General features: G+C 65.4%; 26 protein-coding genes. 16 read left to right on the top strand and 10 right to left on the bottom strand.

The annotated features are described in order from the left end of the window. Window positions 1-28 precede the first annotated feature (28 nt). From AN233_RS08680 to AN233_RS08675, 3 genes are all read left to right on the top strand, one after another. Entirely contained in the window at window positions 29-268 is a 240-nt protein-coding gene (locus AN233_RS08680; protein WP_058366388.1) for a hypothetical protein, read from the top strand. 5 nt (window positions 269-273) lie between these two features. Next, complete coding sequence (locus AN233_RS16835) at window positions 274-849, top strand: hypothetical protein (RefSeq protein WP_125920003.1); 576 nt, start codon at window positions 274-276, stop codon at window positions 847-849. 273 nt (window positions 850-1,122) lie between these two features. Next, on the top strand, window positions 1,123-1,779 hold the full coding sequence (locus tag AN233_RS08675; RefSeq protein ID WP_058366387.1) for a recombinase family protein: 657 nt from the start codon (window positions 1,123-1,125) through the stop codon (window positions 1,777-1,779). A gap of 31 nt (window positions 1,780-1,810) precedes the next feature. Here AN233_RS08675 and AN233_RS08670 read toward each other — a convergent pair whose 3' ends face one another. Both AN233_RS08670 and AN233_RS08665 read right to left on the bottom strand, forming a co-directional pair. Then, the gene (locus tag AN233_RS08670) at window positions 1,811-3,001 is read right to left on the bottom strand and encodes a hypothetical protein (RefSeq protein WP_058366386.1); all 1,191 of its coding nucleotides are present in this window, start codon (window positions 2,999-3,001) and stop codon (window positions 1,811-1,813) included. Window positions 3,002-3,171: 170 nt separating this feature from the next. Further along, entirely contained in the window at window positions 3,172-4,383 is a 1,212-nt protein-coding gene (locus AN233_RS08665) for a DNA cytosine methyltransferase (protein ID WP_058366385.1), read from the bottom strand. A 225-nt stretch (window positions 4,384-4,608) separates the two neighbouring features. Here AN233_RS08665 and AN233_RS08660 point away from each other — a divergent pair, with 225 nt between their 5' ends. Together AN233_RS08660 and AN233_RS08655 are read left to right on the top strand one after the other, a co-directional pair. Further along, entirely contained in the window at window positions 4,609-5,298 is a 690-nt protein-coding gene (locus AN233_RS08660) for a hypothetical protein (RefSeq protein WP_125920002.1), read from the top strand. A 77-nt stretch (window positions 5,299-5,375) separates the two neighbouring features. Then, window positions 5,376-5,933, top strand: a complete 558-nt coding sequence (locus tag AN233_RS08655; RefSeq protein ID WP_125920001.1) for a hypothetical protein — start codon at window positions 5,376-5,378, stop codon at window positions 5,931-5,933. Here AN233_RS08655 and AN233_RS08650 read toward each other — a convergent pair. Together AN233_RS08650 and AN233_RS08645 are read right to left on the bottom strand one after the other, a co-directional pair. Continuing rightward, window positions 5,895-6,245, bottom strand: coding sequence for a hypothetical protein (locus tag AN233_RS08650; protein ID WP_058366382.1), 351 nt, complete (start codon window positions 6,243-6,245; stop codon window positions 5,895-5,897). The two genes, AN233_RS08655 and AN233_RS08650, sit on opposite strands and share 39 nt — an antisense overlap. A gap of 3 nt (window positions 6,246-6,248) precedes the next feature. After that, window positions 6,249-6,554: a repressor phrH2 gene (locus AN233_RS08645; protein WP_245626037.1), complete on the bottom strand. Its 306-nt coding sequence runs from the start codon at window positions 6,552-6,554 to the stop codon at window positions 6,249-6,251. A 41-nt stretch (window positions 6,555-6,595) separates the two neighbouring features. Between AN233_RS08645 and AN233_RS18320 the strand changes: the two genes are divergently transcribed. The 9 genes from AN233_RS18320 to AN233_RS08605 all read left to right on the top strand — a co-directional run bounded on the left by AN233_RS18320 (window position 6,596) and on the right by AN233_RS08605 (window position 11,063). After that, window positions 6,596-6,871, top strand: a complete 276-nt coding sequence (locus AN233_RS18320) for a hypothetical protein (protein WP_058366381.1) — start codon at window positions 6,596-6,598, stop codon at window positions 6,869-6,871. A gap of 377 nt (window positions 6,872-7,248) precedes the next feature. Beyond that, a complete protein-coding gene (locus AN233_RS08635) occupies window positions 7,249-7,491 on the top strand; it encodes a hypothetical protein (RefSeq protein ID WP_058366380.1) in 243 nt (80 codons plus the stop codon). Then, window positions 7,488-7,793, top strand: a complete 306-nt coding sequence (locus AN233_RS08630) for a helix-turn-helix transcriptional regulator (protein WP_058366379.1) — start codon at window positions 7,488-7,490, stop codon at window positions 7,791-7,793. The genes AN233_RS08635 and AN233_RS08630 overlap by 4 nt, the downstream gene beginning before the upstream one ends. Next, window positions 7,786-8,118, top strand: coding sequence for a hypothetical protein (locus tag AN233_RS08625; protein WP_125920000.1), 333 nt, complete (start codon window positions 7,786-7,788; stop codon window positions 8,116-8,118). Before AN233_RS08630 ends, AN233_RS08625 begins: the two co-directional genes overlap by 8 nt. Then, a complete protein-coding gene (locus AN233_RS08620) occupies window positions 8,111-8,350 on the top strand; it encodes a hypothetical protein (RefSeq protein WP_125919999.1) in 240 nt (79 codons plus the stop codon). Before AN233_RS08625 ends, AN233_RS08620 begins: the two co-directional genes overlap by 8 nt. After that, window positions 8,343-8,516: a hypothetical protein gene (locus AN233_RS17305; RefSeq protein WP_176696669.1), complete on the top strand. Its 174-nt coding sequence runs from the start codon at window positions 8,343-8,345 to the stop codon at window positions 8,514-8,516. Before AN233_RS08620 ends, AN233_RS17305 begins: the two co-directional genes overlap by 8 nt. Beyond that, the gene (locus tag AN233_RS08615) at window positions 8,513-9,547 is read left to right on the top strand and encodes a tyrosine-type recombinase/integrase (RefSeq protein WP_058366376.1); all 1,035 of its coding nucleotides are present in this window, start codon (window positions 8,513-8,515) and stop codon (window positions 9,545-9,547) included. Before AN233_RS17305 ends, AN233_RS08615 begins: the two co-directional genes overlap by 4 nt. Before the next feature lie 144 nt (window positions 9,548-9,691). Next, on the top strand, window positions 9,692-10,321 hold the full coding sequence (locus AN233_RS08610) for a rhomboid family intramembrane serine protease (RefSeq protein ID WP_058366375.1): 630 nt from the start codon (window positions 9,692-9,694) through the stop codon (window positions 10,319-10,321). Between the two features lie 40 nt (window positions 10,322-10,361). Beyond that, on the top strand, window positions 10,362-11,063 hold the full coding sequence (locus tag AN233_RS08605; RefSeq protein ID WP_058366374.1) for a hypothetical protein: 702 nt from the start codon (window positions 10,362-10,364) through the stop codon (window positions 11,061-11,063). A gap of 119 nt (window positions 11,064-11,182) precedes the next feature. Here the strand turns inward: AN233_RS08605 and AN233_RS17300 are convergent, their stop codons facing one another. From AN233_RS17300 to AN233_RS08580, 6 genes are all read right to left on the bottom strand, one after another. Further along, window positions 11,183-11,341: a hypothetical protein gene (locus tag AN233_RS17300; protein WP_176696668.1), complete on the bottom strand. Its 159-nt coding sequence runs from the start codon at window positions 11,339-11,341 to the stop codon at window positions 11,183-11,185. Window positions 11,342-11,515: 174 nt separating this feature from the next. Beyond that, complete coding sequence (locus AN233_RS08600) at window positions 11,516-11,884, bottom strand: hypothetical protein (RefSeq protein WP_218055074.1); 369 nt, start codon at window positions 11,882-11,884, stop codon at window positions 11,516-11,518. A 2-nt stretch (window positions 11,885-11,886) separates the two neighbouring features. After that, window positions 11,887-12,150, bottom strand: coding sequence for a hypothetical protein (locus tag AN233_RS08595; RefSeq protein ID WP_058366373.1), 264 nt, complete (start codon window positions 12,148-12,150; stop codon window positions 11,887-11,889). Between the two features lie 91 nt (window positions 12,151-12,241). Beyond that, complete coding sequence (locus tag AN233_RS08590) at window positions 12,242-13,180, bottom strand: DUF7124 domain-containing protein (protein ID WP_058366372.1); 939 nt, start codon at window positions 13,178-13,180, stop codon at window positions 12,242-12,244. Next, a complete protein-coding gene (locus AN233_RS08585) occupies window positions 13,177-15,066 on the bottom strand; it encodes an aldehyde ferredoxin oxidoreductase family protein (protein ID WP_058366371.1) in 1,890 nt (629 codons plus the stop codon). Before AN233_RS08585 ends, AN233_RS08590 begins: the two co-directional genes overlap by 4 nt. Window positions 15,067-15,152: 86 nt before the next feature. Further along, window positions 15,153-15,725: a cysteine hydrolase family protein gene (locus AN233_RS08580; RefSeq protein ID WP_058366370.1), complete on the bottom strand. Its 573-nt coding sequence runs from the start codon at window positions 15,723-15,725 to the stop codon at window positions 15,153-15,155. Between the two features lie 102 nt (window positions 15,726-15,827). Here AN233_RS08580 and AN233_RS08575 point away from each other — a divergent pair, with 102 nt between their 5' ends. Beyond that, the gene (locus tag AN233_RS08575; RefSeq protein ID WP_058366369.1) at window positions 15,828-17,528 is read left to right on the top strand and encodes an Hvo_1808 family surface protein; all 1,701 of its coding nucleotides are present in this window, start codon (window positions 15,828-15,830) and stop codon (window positions 17,526-17,528) included. A 78-nt stretch (window positions 17,529-17,606) separates the two neighbouring features. Next, entirely contained in the window at window positions 17,607-18,770 is a 1,164-nt protein-coding gene (locus tag AN233_RS08570; protein WP_058366368.1) for a nicotinate phosphoribosyltransferase, read from the top strand. Window positions 18,771-18,915 lie beyond the last annotated feature (145 nt).

Genomic DNA, 18,915 nt, shown 5'->3' with positions numbered 1-18,915 from the left:
ATGTGACGGTCGCGTTGGGTGAATCGAGATGGCGACGAAGTGTGAGCCCGGTCGGCGCGCCGCGGAGGCGCAGAGTGATGATGAGTCGGTCGTGGTCCCGCTCGGGGCCCGAACTGTCGGCGAGAACAGCGGGAGCCTCACCCTGACGATCCCGAAGGACACCGCGCGGGGCGTCGGCGTCGAGCCCGGCGACACGATGCAAGTCGGCTACGACCCCGTCAACGAGGAGTTCCGGTACGTTGAGGCCGACGAATTCGACGGGTGGTAAGAATAATGTCAGAGACGGAATCAGATGTGGTGAAAACTCAAGAGAACCAAGAGAATGAAAGTAAATCTGAACAAGAGATTAATCTGAGTGACAGAGATCCAGAATCATATAAGCGTGCATTAGAAGATGCTCGTCTAACACACGCAAATCAGTTAGAAGCATATAACGACGTAAATGAGCGGGCATGGCGAGTAGTGAAACTTAACGGAATCATATCAACGATACTAATCGCAGCAATCACGAATTCTCAGAATTTCATCCCGACAGAAGGGAGTCTCCTTTTGATTTTTGCGATAGGAGGATTACTGATAATAGCATCAACTGTATTAGCAATGATTGGTCAGAGGGCGAAGTACGTCTCCTTAGGACCTGAACCAGAATTTTATCAGAGAGTGAGAGAATTGAATTCTCCGGAGATAGAGTATCTAATCGGAACATTACGAGGGTACGAGGGTTGGATCGAGGATATTGGAGAGAAGACTGAGAATAACAGCACAAAGGTTTCATGTGCAATGTATCTCTCACTACTTGGCGTTGGAATTATATTGGTTGGTACCATTATCCATACACAGTATGTCTGACAATGATGACGACTCCTCGGAAGTGGAGTCTACAGGGCTCGGTGCCCCCGATGGCCATCAGTCTCGAAAAGGCGCGTTCAACGATAGCGATGATTCGGACTCCGACTCAGATGGCGAAGACTAACTGAGATCCGAGTCTGAAGAGAATCTTATCTTTTCGTGTCTGTATATGTACACCAAATCGGGGTAGGAGATCCACCCGAAAACGGGTGTTATCGTACAGGCGGCACGGAAGGCTCGTTCTTTAAATAGTCGCCCTCCCTGCACGGTGACGTGACGACAGTAGCCGGGTATTGCCGAGTTTCGACGGAGGAGCAGAGCCTCGACCGACAGCTTTCCTCGACGCAGGAGTACGCCGACCGCGAGTTCGACGTGGGCCTCAGCGACTTCGAGGTGTTCCGCGACAAGTCAACCGGGACGGACACGGAGCGGAGCGGCTACCGCGAGATGATGGCGGCCGCGGAGGACGGCGAGATCGACGCGGTCGTCGTTCACAGCATTTCGCGTATCTGCCGATCGATCAGCGACCTGGAACGGTCCGCGTCACGGCTGGAAGAGTGTGGCGTCGAGCTCCACATCGTGAGCGAGGGACTGACGCTGCAGCCGAACGACAACGACCCCTACCAGACCGCCATGTTCCAACTGCTCGGCGTGTTCGCGGAGCTGGAAGCGAACATGGCCCAGCAGCGCACGAAGGAGGGCATCGCGGCGCGACAGGAGAACGAGGACTACCACCACGGCCGCGCTCCGCTCGGCTTCGAGAAGGACGACGGGCGGCTCGTCGAGGCCGAGAACTATCACGACGTGGTCGCGGTGTTGGAGATGGTCCAGAAGGACGAGTTGAGCAAGCGGAAGGCGGCCGAGCGGTTGGGGACTTCGCGGCCGACGATTAATCGGTCGTTGGAGCGAGGGGAGTTGTACGGGATTTAGAGCCAGATCCTCGTCCGCCCGTTCGAGCGGGTCAGATCCCGTCGAGGTTGGTCTGCGAGTCCTGCTCCGCGAGGTGAGCGAGTACGCGGTTATCCGGATCGACGGTCGAGATGAACTGGAGAAGGCGCTGGACGCCGTCAGGGTTCTCCTCGATGTTGGCAAAGAAGTGGAGCATACCGTGGAGGGCGCGGTTCTGTTTGTGATAGTCCCAGAATTCCAACTGACGTTGGAGATCTAGATCATCAAGTACCCGGACCCCCTCTTCCTCCAGCGTCTCTCGGGCGTCGGAACTCACCTTGTTACAGATCGCAATTGCAATCGCGGTCGTGTCCCTCGCGACCTTCATCATCGTCCCGAGTTCGGATCGCACGTTGGAAGAGTCGATCTCCCGGTCTTTGACCTCGACCGAGATCATCAGATCCGGTCCGTGATAACCGTCTATGTCGCCGTGGCGCTGTTGCCTGGAGGAGCCAGTTCGGACTTTGCTTGCTCGGAGAGATAGGTGTGGCCACTCTGTTTTGACGTACCCGTAACAGAGTGCCTGATACGCCGAACCGCCTTGCTCGTCAGGATCGCTTCGTCTGTAATCACGTAGTACTCGCAGGAACGGGTCCTTGAACGGCGGATCACGACGTTCGTACTCTTTCGACTCCAAGCGTTCCAACCCGAGATCGAACAGCTCCTGAACAGCTACGTATCGACCTTCCCGTGAAAGACGGAAGGCGTGCTCCAGCATGTCGTCGTAGCGTTCCCACTCCCCCGTGTGATGACCGGGGGAACTCGGGAAGTTCGTCCGGTTCAGGTCTTCCCGAAACAGTTCGATCAGCTCGTTGTGGTACGCTCGAATACCTTCTTTCACGTCGCCCCGCTGGAGTGTCAGCGATGACTTCGCCTTGCTTTCGTACCGAGCGAGCACGTCATCGACGACTATGCTCGGATCAAATCCTTCGATCCAGTCGTCGTGCTGCGCCAGCTCTTCAGCGAGGATGATGAAGTCAATAGCGAGTCCAAGCGTCCCCTTCGAGGACTCGAACTGCCTTCCCGCTTCCGCGACGAGTGCGTCGACCTCGTCACGCTCTTCGTCGGAGAGTTCTGCCTCGGATTCGGCGTATGCCGTGAGGCTAGCTTGTTCCTCGGCGTAATCCGCCGGGAAATGGCTCGACAGAAACGCTTCTATCGCTTCGTCTTCCCCTTCGGTTCGGCTCTCACTCCATCGGTCCATCCGAATATACTGTCTACTCAGTAGACACTCTTAGAAAGGTTATCATTGCGTACGGCGACCGGGTCGACGTCCGGTGAATAGCCAGCTAGTTGGGCTGCATCGAGAAAATCTCTGCAGATCCGTTTCTAACTGAGAACAATACCGAAGGCGGTTCGGTAGGGAGAAAGCAGCTAGTCCGCGAAGTCGAGCGTGACCTGTTGTGCGTGCCCGCTTAGGTCGGCTTTCTTCTGGTCGAACTCTTTCAGGTCCATCCCGCCACAGCGAAGTTCGTAGATCCGCTCTCGCTCCTCGTCGGAGAGTTCCTGGTGGAAAACGCTCTGCTTGAGGTAGTACCCGACGGCCTCCGCGAGATAGGGCGGAACCGCGTTCCCGATCTGCTGGCGGATCGAGACGAGGCCTCCCTCGAAGCGGTACGAGTCCGGGAACGTCTGAAGTCGAGCACCTTCGCGAGGGGTCAAGCCACGGTCCTGAAACGGATGGATACAGCGTGCGCTCGACGGCTTCGACATGTTGGACGTAATCGCGACCGCGGGCTCCTGCGAGTCGAGCCGGGAGTAGGAGTTGTGGTACCCTGAGGACGGCTGCAGATCGTCCGGGATCGCCGTCCGGTTACCACCGTCGGGGATGTGAGAAATCATCTCCACCATATCCTCGGTGTGGCTCGCTGCCTGGTGGTGGGTGATGACCTCGTTACTTCCGCGAAGGTCCTCCTGAATGACCGTCGTCGGTTCCGTTTCGTACTCCGTCTTCTGTTCGCCGGGTCCGACCTCAGGAAGATCTCCAATCCCGTCGATGACGCCCGGCGTATCGACAGGATCGAGTTCGAACCCCTCAAACGGCAATTCCGTTTCCGATTGCTTGGTCGCGAGGACGAGGAGACGGTGACGCTCCTGCGGAACACCGAAGTCAGATGCCTTTACCACGCGGTGGCTCACGTCGTAGCCAATCTCCGCGAACGACTCCTCGACCGCGTCGAAAAACTTCCCGTCCGCGGTGTTCTGCATCCCGCGGACGTTCTCGAACAGCGCCGCTTTCGGATCCAGCTCGTTCACCCAGGAGATGAAGTTGACGAAGAGATGGTTTCGGTCGTCGGAGCCGTCGGGGCTCACAACCTCGGAGAATCCCTGACACGGAGGACCTCCCGCGACGAGGTCGACCGTCTCTTCGCCAACGACATCAGTCACCTCGGCGTTGTCCACGTCGCGGATATCCTGCGTGAGGTCCTCCGCGTCCAAGCCCTCGCGGTTGTTCGCGAAGGAAGTGCGAGCGTCCTCGTCGACCTCGACTGCGTGGACGAGCTCGAACCCGGCTCGCTCCAGGCCGACGGAGAGCCCGCCCGCCCCCGCGAACAGATCGACGTAGGTCAGTCCCTGCTCACTCATCTACCAGAGAGTGCCGCTCTACCGTATTTAATCATTGGCTCCATCGACCGTATCCCAGTTCGGAGAGGATAGCAGGTTAAAAATACGCCTTGATTCAGCAATCGAATCAAATGAATGGGGCCCTAATTCGAAAATCCATAGGTATCCTCCTGTGAAGTGCGTTGTATGATTAACCAGACCTATGTTTGAACAATATTATTATCTCTCAATCAATTTTGTGGGGCAATGCCAGGAGTCGAGCAAGCACTCACTCAACTTGGCCGCTCTCTCGTTGGAGGTGCAGGTGTGGTCGGAATGATATTTGGAGCAATTCAGTTTCTTACTGTAGAGGAGATTATTCTCGGTGGAATCGCTCTCGGTGTAATCGCTCTGTTCTATACTCTCTACCACTTGGAACAGAAGATCGAGAAACGCCTCGATCGCTTAGAGAAGCAAATCAAGGCAGGATTCTCTGATACAGACGATGAGGACTCCGAAGCACGTACAGACGGAGGTGAATCGAACTGGGAACCTGTTCTCGGCATCGAGATGGATGACGAGGAAATCACGAGTGTCCCTAGCGCCGCAGGAGCCGCTGCTGGCGGCCTTTTTGGAGCAATATTTGGTCCCCAGTTCGCGGTTGCAGGTGCTGCGATTGGTGCCCTGATTGGAGGTGGTGCCGAGTTCAAGAAACTGCAGGATCAGCAGCAAGAGAAGCTCCGATATACTGCATGGATGGCGATTCAGCAGAAGTCCAGCCTAGATCGCTTCAGTAGCTCCATCGAGGATGTCGAGAATATCGAGGGACAGAACGACGACTACTGGACGTTCCGCTATCATGGACTGAGTGGAATCACTCACTACGTACGGATCAATAAAGAGGATGGACAGGTACAGTATCGGCGGGAGGATGGCGTTCCTTCACCCAATCTCTGATTTGATCTTTTAGAACTACGGATCATTTGGTTAGAAGGAAGGTTTACAACTCATGCGGCGATATCATTAATAGAGACATGGCTGAAGACCACCATCCACGGGTGCGATTGGCCTACTACTTCGTAGGGACGCTTATCGCGTCACTGGGTGGATTCGTCGCGGTCGGTCTTATCACCGCGCCAGTGTGGGCTCTAACAGCCGTCGGTGGAGGGTTTGAGTATCTAGGTTATGCGGTCCTTGCGCTACTCGGATGGGCGGTGTTCATGAGCCAGAAGATGGTGTTCTCTGGCTTCGAAACCGAGGAAGGTGCAGGAGACTTCGGATGGATCGTTAGTACCCTCCTCTCTATCATTAGCGTCCTGTACTACAACGCCGTTCTACTACTCGTCATTTCCATCTCGCACGCGCTCGTGCTTTCGGGATTCACCGGCATCGGAGTTGCATTCGCAATCGTCTATCCGATGTACGAGATGTGGACCATGGAGGAGGGATACCTGCTCAGTATCTCCGGCCTCTTGGCCCTAATACTGGCTACACTGATGGTTACGGCTCACATCGCGCACAACGTCACTCGGAAGAACATCAAGCTCGACGAACTACCGCTCCGGTTCTTCGCCGGGCGGCGTCTCACCTGACTCCTCGTCTTCGTCTCCGAGTAGTTCGACGAGCCTCTCGTCCAGCTTCGATGGTTCTCTCGTAATCACCTTGCAGAAGACTAGGTTCCCGAAATACGCAGAGATCGCTGCGACGGTGGTAAGCACCGCGAGCGGTTCGGACAAGAGCCCGAAAACATCGAACTGCCAATCGAGAAGTGCGAAGGGTGCATAGACTACTACGGCAGCTAGCACGCAAGTGCCGAGCTCGACGAACAGCTTTCCGAAGAGCCCGATGTACCGCTTGTTCGGGTCATCCGACCGCCAGAGGCGGGTGAGTCGTTCCAGTACCATATTTTATCCAAACCTCGCCCACCAATCCGGTCTCGTAGCGTCTGGCGGCCGTGGAGCCGGCCGCGGTCGGCGCAGCTCCGCGTCGACCTTCCCTTCGAGGTACAGCGAGCCCCACCGGGAGATCTCGAACGTATCGGCGTCCGCGGAGTCGATCAACGGCCGGATGAAGTCGGCGTCCGCGAGGACGTGACACCGCTCGGAGATGCGGTTCTGACTCGCCGCGAAGCGGACATCCGCGGCCATCGTCGCGGGCGAAGCCCAGTCCTCCTCGTGGAGGTGTTCGAGGATGCGGTCGTCGAGGTAGGTCATCCAGACGGCGGCATTTCTGATACACATCCTTAGCTAGCGGCATGGCCTTCTTCGCCATTCTCAGAGAGATTCTCGGCATTCAGATCGCCAGCGAGGTACTCCTCTCCCAGTTCGGTAATCGCATAGACGCCGTTTCCGAGGTCCTGCAGAAGACCGTGATCCCGGAGTTTCCGGAGTCGGCGAGAAATTTGGGAGCGAGAGATATGGATATAGCCACTATCAACCAGTTGAGGTGCGCGAACCGAGTCTTCTTCTTGTGCGATCTCGAGAATTCGGTCGTCCCAAATAGTCATCCACGGGGCAGATTTACGCATTGAGTGTGTTCAGGCGCTATTGACCACTAATACTCCTGAAAAGGGAGTTTGCTCACATATCTAAGCATCAAATATACAGTCGGTGCATTTATGCACAACTAGTGTGTTTGAGCAGACACGGAGCCCGAGCGAGATATCCTCGGCTAGTGAGAGTTCATCGGGCCCGGGCCGGTGCTGGAACCACCGGCCGCGGGCGGGTTCCGTGCGAATGCACGGACCATGTCGAAATCCGAATTCGCGGGGTTTGGGCCCCGCACGACAGCACACGCACCGCGTTCTGAAAACCGTAGCGCCTGCGCCGTCTGTGGCGCGCCGGCGGACGGCTACGACGCCGCTCGCGGCGACCACGTCTGCCGCGATTGTGCCGGAGGTGCGTCCGCGTGACGGACGATGCGCTCATCGAGGCCGTGGAGTCTATCGAGGATGCTGATCCGGACAGTCTCGTCCAGATCGAGAGCGGTCGCGGACACTTCGTGATCAAGAGCAACGAAGCGGACCAGAACGTCGACGCCATCGACGAAGCGCTTGAGCGTGCCGGCTACGAGCGCGACGGCGTCGTCAGCGTTCCGGGGATGGTTCAGCAGAACTTCACTCCTCTCGAAGACGGTGGTGAGAGCGAATGACGGAGGCGGAAACGACCGCGACCTTCGCCGCGGACCTGACCGCGTTCCAGCGCGACCTGCTGTGGGCGCTATCCCACGAGGGCGGTCGAAAGGGCCTCGCGCTGAAGGACGAGCTGGAAGACTACTACGGTGAGAGCCTGAACCACAGCCGCCTCTACCAGAACCTCGACCGGCTGGCCGATGCCGGGCTGGTTGAGAAGCGGACCCGTGATCGCCGGACGAACGAGTACAGCCTCACTGAGACGGCGCGTCGCGCGCTTTCGGCCCGGCAGGCGTGGCAGGGAGGTGAGGACGGTGAGTGACGCGTCGACCGCCGAGGACGCCGCACTCGTCACTGATGACGCGGACCTTCTCGGATTCCTCGACAACGAGGAGTGGCAGTCTGGTAAGCGCGTCTACAGCGACGACGCCGCGGCCGTCCTCCTCGACGGAGAACGTCTCGCGGAACTCCTCGAAATGGCGAACGAGCTCGAGGACAGCCACCAGATGAACGTCATCGTGGAGGACGAGAAGCCGCTGAGCCTCGTTCCCCACGAGAACCCGCAGGAGGTCGCGTACGCCCTCGCGCCGAAGATTCGGAACGACACAGGCCATCCGCTCGAACGGGAGGGTGAGGCCGGTGAGTAACGGGAAGCCATTCGAGGCTCGCGCGATGGAGACGTACAGCGACGACCGCGACCCGGCCGTCGTGATGACCGTCGACGGCGAGAAGTACGCCGCCGACCACGTCCAGAAGCGCACGGCGTACCTCCGCGTCGTGAACTTCGACGGCGAGGACGTGGACGAGATCGTCGACTTCCCGCACCGCCGGATCAAGGCGATCCAGTGGTTCCCGCTACTGGGGGGACAGGATGTCTGAGGACGCCCGCCCCGTCCGCGTCCGGCTCACGTCGCTGCTGGGGACGACGACCGCGACCGTCGAGGCCGGCCCGCTCGCGACCGACTCCGCGGTCGTCGACATGGCCCGCCGCGAGGCGGAGATCCCGCCGCAGGCGTTCGTCTCGGGCGAGGTGATCGTCGCGTGAGCCTCGACAGCGCCGGCGGCGACGAGTTGGAGCCGATCACGCCCCGCGAGGCGGTCGAGCGGTTCATCGACCGGCGGCAGTCCGACAGCAGCGACGAGACGCTGCAGTCGTACCGCTACCGGCTCCTGCAGTTCGTCCGGTGGTGCGAGGAGCGCGGGATCATGAACGTGAACGTCATCGACGGACGGCACATTCAGGAGTACCTCTCGTTCCGGCAGGACGAGCTGACGCGGACGACGCTGAACACGCAGTTCGGCACGATCAAGAAGTTCTTCGAGTTCGCGGTCGCCATCGAGGCGGCCGAACCGAGCATGCCGGACAAGGTCCAGCTGCTCAAGCCGCAGACGTCGAAGCAGGAGGACGCGAACGACCTGAAGCTGGACGCCGACCGCGCGGCGGAGATCCTCGACCACCTCTCGCGGTTCCGGTACGCGAGTCGCGACCACGCGCTCCTGCTGCTGATGTGGCGGACCGGGGCCCGGATGGGCGCGCTCCGCGGCCTCGACCTGGACCACTTCGAGCGCGACGAGCAGATCCTCCGGTTCCGGCACGAGCCCGACCGCGGGCTCCCGCTGAAGAACAAGGACGAGAGCGAGCGCGACGTGGCGCTCTCGGAAGCCACGACGCGCGTCGTCGCGGACTACGTCGACACCAATCGCGAGCACTACGTCGACGATGACGGCCGCCAACCGCTTCTGACGACCGCGTTCGGCCGCGCCTCGAAGCAGACGATCCGGCAGACCATCTACACGCTCACCCAGCCCTGCGAGATCGGCGACTGTCCGCACGACGAGGAGCCGGAGACCTGCCAGTATCGCGAACACGGCCACCAGAGCAAGTGTCCGTCGTCGCTCTCCCCGCACCGGATCCGGACCGGCGCGATCACCAACATGCGGGAGCAAGGGATGCCCGCCGAGGTGGTCGCGGAGCGCGTCGACGCGACCGCACAGACGATCCGCTACCACTACGACCGGAGCGACCCGCGGAAGCGGGCCGAACAGCGCCGCGACCACTTGGAGGACCTCGACTGATGACTCACGCCACTACGACCCGGATCAGGACGCTAAGGGCTTCACGACCTGCTCAGCGGTCCCACTCAATTTCTACAGCAGTCCATCCGCGTAGCGGCGCTACTACGGCGAGGGCTTTTCTCGCCGGCCCCCCACCTCACCATCGTGACCGACGACCCACCGAGGAACTGGCCAGTGGCCGCGAGCGACTTCCTCCTGCCGGTCGCGGTCGCGGCGCTGTACGGCGTCGTCTACCTCGCGCAGCTAACGACGGTGGTTCGCCTCGGCGGGGAGTCGCACGTCTTCTGGTTCCTCGCGACCGCCGATCCCTCGCCGGGGTGGCTGCTCGCGCCGTTCGCGCACGCGAGCCCGGGTCACGCCGCGACCAACGCGGCGCTGACGGTGCTGTTCGGCGGGCTGGTGGTCTCGCTCGCGGGGCGGCGGACGTTCCTCGGGCTGTTCGCGGTCGCGTCGTCCCTCGCGATCGGGGGGTCGGTGGTGCTGTACAACCTCGGGCCGCTGGCGGGCGGGGCTGCGGGCGCGAGCGCGGCGGGGTTCGCGTTCGTCGGGTACGTCGCGGTCCGGTCGCGGGACCTGCTGTCGCCCGACGCTGCGTCGGGGACCGACCGGCACCGGATCGCGGCGGCGGGGGCCGGCGTCGTGCTCGTCGCGGTCGTCGGCGCCCAGGTGGCGGCGGACCTCTCCGCGGTCCGTGGGCTGGAGGGCGTCGCGGCCGCGTACGGCCACCTCGTCGGCGCCGCGGCCGGCGTCGCGGCGGCGCGGCGGGACGGGTAGCGGAGCCAGCTATTTATCACGACCTGCCGAGGGGACAGGCATGAGCGCCGATCGACCGGGTGCGGGGAAGGGCGACGGCGACGACCCGACGCTCGCGAACGGTGACCGCGGTCCCGAGAACCCGAACGTCGACGACCTGCTGGCGAAGCTCGACGCACTGGAGGAAGTCGTCGACGACCCGGACGAGCGTCGGAAGGTCAGACAGACCATCTCGCTCGTCGAGCGGATGCCGGGCAGCGCGGCGTTCACGGAACGCATCAGCAAGTACACCACCCGCGACATGGCGGAGGCGTTCGTCGGCGCGGTGCTGTTCGCGCTGCCGCTGCTCGTGGAGGGAGGCGTCTTCGAGATCGCGGCGTGGTTCGCGAGCGTCCGGGTCGGCCCGGTGCCGGTGATGTTCCTCGGCAACGTCGTCTTCGTCGTCGCGATGACCGTCGGCCTGTTGTACGGCGCCGACTTCCGGCAGGTGCAGATCAACAACCCGATCCTCGGCGTGATCCCCCGGCGGCTCGTGGGCGTCCTCGGCGTCTCCCTGATCGCGACGGTGCTGTTGATGGTGCTGTGGGGCCGGCTGTTCGAGGCGGGGCCGACGAACTTCGAGGCGGTCTCTCGGATCAGCGTCGTCTGGGCCGCGGCCGCGTTCGGCGCCGGACTGGGGGACATCCTCCCCGGCGAGTCCGTCGGCGACGACATCGCCGAGCACATCGACGACATCGGCGACCGGATCGGGTTTGACGACTGACGGCGCGCTCGCGGCCGAGCGGGAAGCGCGTCGCTCAAGGCGAGTGACGGTCCGTAACCGCATCGGCGGTCGCGGGAGGTGTCAGAAACGGCCGCAGCGAGTGGAAAACCGGTCGGGCGCTACTCGTCGTCCGCGTCGTCGTCGATCAGGTCGGAAAGGTCGAGGTCGCCCTCCACGTCCCCCTCGTTGATCTCGTGGGGCGCGGTGTGGGTCCACGTCTCGAACCCCTCGATCTCCTCGATGGCGGGACGCGGGCGCCAGTCGGTGTGGTTGCGCATACCTACACTGTCCACGTTCGAGGGTATAATTCTTTCCTGCGGCGTCACGCTCGCGGTGGGCCCGCAGTCAAGTGCTGACGTAAGAGTGGGTGCGAGCCGCCGCTACAGAAACGTCGTTACAGAAATGCTGCCGCAAAAAAGCCGCCATAGCACTGCCGCCGCAAAACGTCGCCATCAGCGCCCGCCGGGGTTCGGGTTGGGGTCGAAGTCGGCGGTGACGCCCGGGTCGTCGGGGCCGGTGGAGTCCTCGGAGAGGAACGCCCCCGCGAACAGGTCGACATGGAGAGCGAGAACCGTCTCGGGCTCGATCCCGGCGGTCTCGGCCTGCTCCTCGAGGAACGCCGCGAGGTCGTCGCTCGGCTCGTAGACGAGGACGCCGTCCTCGATCTCGAACTCCACCTCGTGGGCGCCCGTGACGAGGTGCTCGATCTCGAGGACCGCCTGTTCGGCCTTCGACTCCAGCGCCGCCGCCTCGGTCATCACGCGCTCGTCGGCCCACTGGGCCGCGGCCTCGTGGAACCGGTCGGTGAGCTCGACCCGCACGGTCACTCGGACTCGGGGGGCCACTCCGCCGGCGCCGGCTCGGGCTCCGTGAGCGTGCCGTAGGCGGTGAGCGTGAGCGCCAGGATGACGAGCAGGGCGGCGATCCCCACGATGCCGCCGATGCCGTGCTGTCCGACCCAGTTGCTGGTCGAGATCGACCCCATGCTGTTGGCGACGTTGAGCAGCGTCAAAGCCGTCCAGCCGGCGAACAGCAGGGCCCCGACGAGGACGAACTTGTTCTGCTCGTAGGCGGTTCGCATCGACATGACGTGAACCACATGGGACAGCACCGTCTAAACAGTTTGGTTGGCGGGGGTCCCGCCGCGGCGGCCCGAACGCGCGAGCGACCGGGCGAGGCTACGCCTCGTGGTCCCAGCCGGCCTTCTCCGCGGCCGTCTCGAACGGCACGAACTCCCAGCCGGCCTCCTCGGCGATCCAGCGGTCGGCCTCGGTCCCGACCAGCACCATCCGCTTCGCGTAGAACATGGAGGTCTCGCCGACGTTCGCCAGCCGCTCGGCCGGCCCGGTCCCGGTGCCGTTGAAGAAGTCGGCGTCCACGCGGTGCTCGCGCTGGAACTTGTTGATCACGGGCGCCTCTACCTCGCCGACGATGCCGACCCAGTCGGCCCACTCGCGGGCCTTCGCCACCGTGAGTTGCGGGTCCGACAGCTGCGACATCGCGCGGAACGACAGCGCCATGGTCATGTCGTCGGCGCCGCCGCCGTGGGGACCCTTCGCCTCGGCCGCGCCGGCCGCGACCGCCTTCCGGGCGGCGTTCGTCCCCGCCTCGTGGTTCGGGCCGTCAGCGGGCGCGCTCCCGTCGCCGGGTTCGGTGCTCTCGGCCGCCTCCGTGACCTCGCCCGTCGACATCGCGGAGCCGGGACCGGCGCCGGCGCCCGCACCGCCGACGCCCGAGGGGACGCCGACCGGCTTGTCGGCGTTCTCCCTGGGGACGCGGGGGATCGCGGCCGCCTCGTCGGCGTCATCAGTAGCGCCCGAATCGGCGTCGTCACCAGCAGCGTCCGGGTCGGCATCGTCACCAGCAGCGCCCGGGTCGTCGGTATCCGGGTCGTCATCGTTCGCGTCGGGGTCCGTCGCCGAGGACCGCTCGGCTTCCGATTCCCGCTCCATCAGCCGCGAGACGCCGGACTCGGCGGGGTCGCGCTCCGGCGCGTCCGGCTCCGCGTCAGGGTCGCCCTCGCCCTGCCAGAACCAGTCGCCCCGGCGGGCGTCGGGCTCGTCGTCGGGCTCGTCGTCGGCCAACTCGTCGAGGTCGATGCGGTCGGTGTCTGTCATGGCGTGTCCCGGTCGTCGGCGTCGTTCGTCGGTGCGGTCGCGTCAGCCGGCGATCGTCCGTCTTCCTCCTCGCCCGCCGCCGGCGTCGGCGGGGCGAGGTTCGCGGTCGGCGTCTCCGCGTCGCGGACGCCGGCCAGTTCGAGGCGGTCGAGCGTCTCGGCGGTCGGAACCCCGTCGGCGCCCCAGCCGCGGGCCGCGTAGTAGCCGTCGAGCAGGGCCGCGAACCCCTCCGGGTCGATCCGGCTCCCGGCCGCGGGACCGTCCGCGATGGGCTCGCGCAGGGCGTTCGGCAGCGCGTCGTCGTCGCGGTCGGCGCCCTCGCGGACGTTGAACAGCCGGACCAGCGTCCAGATCCGCTCGCCCGTCCGCCGGGCCGCCTTCGGGTCGGTCGGGTAGTCGATCCCGGTGTGGTCGGCCAGCGCGGCGAGGAACGGCGCGCCGCAGTCGCGCCACATCGTCTCGCCGGCGAAGTCGTCCGCGACGAGACTCCACAAAAGCGATCGGGTGTCCTGTGCGGTGATCACGGCCGAGACGCGGTCCTCGCGGTCCCACGCGTCGAACACCTCCTCCTCGATGGGTCGGGCGCGGCGGTGACACCCGCCGCGGTCGCTGGTGGCGTACGCCAGCGCCATTCCCGCGGCCGCTCGCGGGTCGTACGCCGGCAGTTCCATCGACTTCACCGTCGGGATGTCGTCGGCGCCGAACCGCGCGGCCGCGGCGTCGACCCCCTGTGCGAGCGCCGCCGCGACGCCCGCCTCACAGGGGCCGTCCGCGCCGGTCGCGATCGCCTCGATCAGCGCCCGCGCGGCGTCCGGATCGCCGAAAGAGAGGTCCGCTTCGACGGCGCCGGACTCGGCCGCGCGCGCGGCCCACGCTACCGCGTTGCCCGCGGAGATCACGTCGACGCCGAGACGGTCGCACAGTTCCCCCAGCGCCGCCACCGCGTCGAAGTCGTCGACGCCGAGACCGGCGCCGAGCGTCATCGGCGCGGCGCCGCGCGGGACCGTCTCCCCCGCGTCGGTCTCGACCCGGAAGCCGCCGGGGACCGCGTCGTCGGGGTTCTCGCGACCGACGGACGCGTCCTTGGCGGCCTCGATCCCCACGTCCTCCGTTCCCGCGAAGCGGCCCTTCTGCCACCCCTCCGTGGCGAGCGCGCCCACTTCGTTGGCGAAGTCGACCGATTCGAGCGTCTCGCCGGCCGCCTGCCAGCGCCCCGTCTCCTCGTCGGCGAAGCGCTCGCCGTACTCGTCGCGGAGGGCGGTGAGCGGCTCGGGCGGTTCCGGCGGACCGTCCAGCGCCAACACCGCCTTCAGCCCCTTGGCGCCCATCACGGCCCCCGCGCCGCCGCGGCCGGCGTGGTGGTCGCCGGCGTCCGAGGCGATCGTCGCGTACGCGACGCCGCGCTCGCCCGCGGGGCCGACGCACGCGACGGCCGCGTCGGGGTGTGCCTCCGCGGTCGCGACCGTGTCCTTCCCCCACGTCTCGGCCGGCCGAATGTCGGCCTCGCCGCCCTCGATCTCGATCCGGACCGGCTCGTCGCTCTCCCCGGTCACCAGCAGCGCGAGGCAGTCGTCGAGCGAGCCGGCCAGTCGGGCCGCGAACTCCCCGCCGGCGTAGGAGTCGAGGAACAGCCCCGTCAGCGGCGACTTCGTCACCGCGGCGTAGCGCGGTTCGCCGGGCAGCGCCCCGGAGAGCGGACCGACGCAGAAGGCGAGCAGATTCTCGGAGCCGAGCGGCGCCGCGCCCGCATCGAGCTCCTCGTAGAGGTAGCGCGCGCCGAGCCCCTTCCCGCCGAGGAACCGGCGGTGCCACTCTTCGGGCACGCGTTCGCGCTCGACGGTGCCCGCCGAGAGGTCGGCTCTGAGGACGTGCGTGCGCCCGGCCATCGTTGCGTCACCGGTTGCCGCTCGGCGCGTATATGCTGTTGGGTCCGGGCCGGTTTCGGGGGGTAGCCGGGAGGTGGCGCCACTCCTCAGTCGAACGACACGTCCGCGAGCGCGGTCGTCTCGCCGAACAGCCAGTCGGCGTGGTCGACCGCGTACGCCTTGTGGTCCGGCTCGATGTAGCCGAGCGCGTCCGTCACCAGCACCGGGCGGTAGTCGCGCAGCCCCGCGCTGCCGGCGGTGTGGAGCACGCAGACGTTCGCGAGCGTGCCGCAGATCAGCAGGTCGTTCACGCCGTGCGCGTCGAGCCACCCCGCCAGCTGGGTCTCGTGGAACGCGTCGTAGGTGTGCTTTTCGACCACCAGGTCCGACTCCCGCACGTCGAGGTCGTCGTGCAGTTCGGCGCCCCACGTGCCCTCGACGACGTGTTCGCCCCAGCGGTCGAACTCGTCGTAGTAGTGGTTCCCGTCGAACTGCTCGGGGGGATGCACGTCGCGCGTGTAGACGACGTGCGCGCCGGCCGCGCGCGCCCGATCAACCAAGTCCGTCACCGGTCCGATCGCGGACTCGCTTGGCGGCGCGAAGAGGTTTCCGTCCGGGTGGCAGAAGTCGTTCTGCATGTCGACGACGACGACCGCCGTCTCGCTCGGGTCGTAGCCCATGGGTGCGGGTTCCGCGGCCGCCGACAAAAACCGTTCGTGGCCCGCACCCGCCGGAGCGCCGATTTCGCCAAGGTACTTACCCCGGTGGCCGTTAGGAAGGGTATGCGACGGGTTCTCACTGCCCTGGTCGCCGCCCTGTTGGTGACGGCGCTGGTCGCGCCGGCCGCGGTCGCCGCGCCCGGGTCGAGCGCCGCACCGAGCGCGAACGGCGCAGGGGCGCTTTCCCCCTCCGAAACGCCCGCGATCACCGCTCCCGAATCACCCGTATCAACCGACCTCGAGGACGCACCGCGGAGCGCACAGGCCACCGACCCGGCCGCCTGCGAGGACGAGAGCGACAACGACCTGATCGGGTGCTGGAACGGCGTTCACTACACCGATGACCCGGACGTCGACCGGAGCGACGGCTTCAACGAGACCGAGCTCGACCGGTTCGCGGACCTCCAGATGGCCCGCGTCGAGCACCTCCGCAACCGGACCTTTCAGGAGGACGTGCCGGTCGAGACGATGAGCCGGACGGAGTACGCGGAATCGGTCGGAAACGGCTCCTCGAACGCGACCTACGAGCGGTGGAACGACCAGGTGTGGAAGGGGCTGTTCATAATCGGCGAGGACGGCTCCTCCGGCGAGGAGATCGACTCCACGCTCTCGGGGTCGGTCGCCGGGTTCTACTCCCCCGCACAGGACCGGATCGTGATCGTCGTCCCCGACGGCGAGGAGGTGCAGATCTCGCCGGCGACGCTGCTGCACGAGCTCGCACACGGCATGCAGGACCAGTACCACGACCTCACCGCCCCGCGCTACGCCGGCGCCACGCAGGACGCCGACCTCGGCATCGACGGCATCGTCGAGGGCGAGGCGGCGTACCTTGAGACTCGGTACGCGGAGCGGTGCGACGACGAGTGGACGTGCCTCGACGAGCCGTCGAGCGGGGGCAGCGGCGGCGGGAGCGCGAGCCAACCCAATCTCGGGATCCTGCTGATCCTCCTCCAGCCGTACTCCGACGGGCCGGCGTACGTCGACGAACTGGTGGCCGAGGAGGGGTGGAGCGCGGTTGAGGAGCTGATGGCTGCGCCGCCGAACACGTCCGCGGAGACCATCCACCGTGAGCCGGTGACGCCGGCCCCCATCGACTTCGAGGACACCGCCGAGGGCGGCTGGGAGACGTACGAGCGGCAGGGCGTCGACGGCGCGGACACGGTCGGCGAGGCGTCGATCTACATGATGTTCTGGTACCAGCAGGAGCGCTACGACGCCGACACGATCGACCGGAGACTGCTGTTCAACACTTCCCACCCGTATCAGGACTACAGCTACGTCTCCCCGCCATCCGACGGGTGGGCCAACGACGAACTGTACCCCTACCGCGACGATACGGGCGAGGAGCCGCGGGACGGCTACGTCTGGGTGACGGAGTGGGAGTCCGCCGAGGACGCCCAGCAGTTCCACGAGACGTACCTCCGGATGCTCTCCGCACACGACGCGACCCACCGCGAGAACGGCGTTCGCGAGGTCACCGATGGCCCCTTCCGCGGCGCCTACGGTATCGAGCGCGACGGGACCACCGTGACGATCGCGCACGGGCCGGACCCGGACGCGGTCTTCGAGCTTCGCCCGGACATCGAACTCGTGGAACCGGAGCCGACCGAGACCCGAACAGACGAACCGACCACCGACGACGAGGGAGACGGGACGACGGAGCCGACGAGCAGCGAGACGACCGGCGACGACGCGCCCGGATTCGGTGCTCTCGTTGCCGTCATCGCGGTCGTCGCTGCCGCGCTGGTGGCTCGGCGGACGTAGAGCGGCGTCGACCGACCGCGAACCAGCGGCGCCCGCGACCCGGGTGGCTTTTTGCGCTCGCCGAGCGAACCGCGACGCATGACCGAGTTCGACATCGTCGGCGCCGACGCCATCGCGTCGGGGCGGGCGACGGACGCCTACTTCGAGCGGACCGAGGCGGTTCTGGAGGCCGCCGGACGGAACCCCGAGGTCGTCGCGGAGGTGACCGCCGACCAGTTCCCGACCGGCGACTTCGAGCTGCTCGCCGGGCTGAAAGACGCCGCCGCGCTGCTTTCGGGCCACGACGTGGACGTGGACGCGATCCCCGAGGGGCGGCTGTTCGACGGCGGGCCGGTGCTGCGGATCCGCGGGGACTACCTCGCGTTCGCGCGGCTGGAGACCTCGCTTCTGGGCTTCCTCTCGCACGCCTCCGGGATGGCGACGGCGGCGCTCGACTGCCGCGTCGCCGCGCCCGACTCGACGGTGCTGTCGTTCGGCGCCAGACACGTCCACCCCGCGATGACCGTCGCGGTCGAGCGCTCCGCGCTTATCGCCGGCTTCGACGGCTTCTCGCACGTCGCGGCGGGCGACCTGCTCGGCCGCGAGGCGGGCGGGACGATGCCGCACGCGCTCATGATCTGCTTCGGTCGCGGGAACCAGGAGGCGGCGTGGGCCGCCTTCGACGAGACGGTCGAGGAGGGAGCCCCCCGGATCGCGCTGTGTGACACCTTTTCGGACGAGAAAGACGAGGTGCTGCGAGCGGTCGAGACGCTCGGCGACCGCCTCGACGGCGTTCGACTCGACACTACCGGCTCGCGCCGCGGCGACTTCCGGCACATCCTCCGCGAGGTCGCGTGGGAGCTGGACGCCCGCGGACACGAGGACGTGGACCTCTACGTCTCCGGCGGGCTCGGCCCCGCGGACCTCAGGCACCTCCGGGACGTGGCCGACGGGTTCGGCGTCGGCGGGACCGTCTCGAACGCCGACCCGGTCGACTTCGCGCTGGACATCGTGGAAGTCGACGGCGAGCCGGTCTCCAAGCGCGGGAAGCTCTCCGGTGTCAAGCAGGTCTACCGCACGCCCGACGGCGGCCACGGCGTCGGGCTCGCCGACCGCGAGGGGCCCGCGGACGCGGAACCGCTGCTGGAGCCACTCATCCGGGACGGCGAGCTGGTCGACGGCCGGGAGTTCGACGTCGACGCGGCCGCCGAGCGCGCCCTCGCGGACGCGGACCGAGTCGGGTACGGCGACGAAGAGGCCTGACGCTCCGCATCCCCCGTCCCGAACTGCACTCACGGCGGGAGTCGCTCGGCATCGCTGAAAAGCGTCCGGGGGAGGACGGTGTAGTGGCGGTGGTGGTACGGTGGTGGTGCGGTGCTGCGGTGGTGGTGATGCGGTACTGTGCTGC

It is taken from the genome of Haloparvum sedimenti (assembly GCF_001462205.1).
GTDB classification, from domain to species: Archaea; Halobacteriota; Halobacteria; order Halobacteriales; family Haloferacaceae; genus Haloparvum; species Haloparvum sedimenti.
The sequence above is the reverse complement of the archived record's forward strand: the minus strand, read 5'-3'. Positions and strand labels throughout refer to the sequence as shown.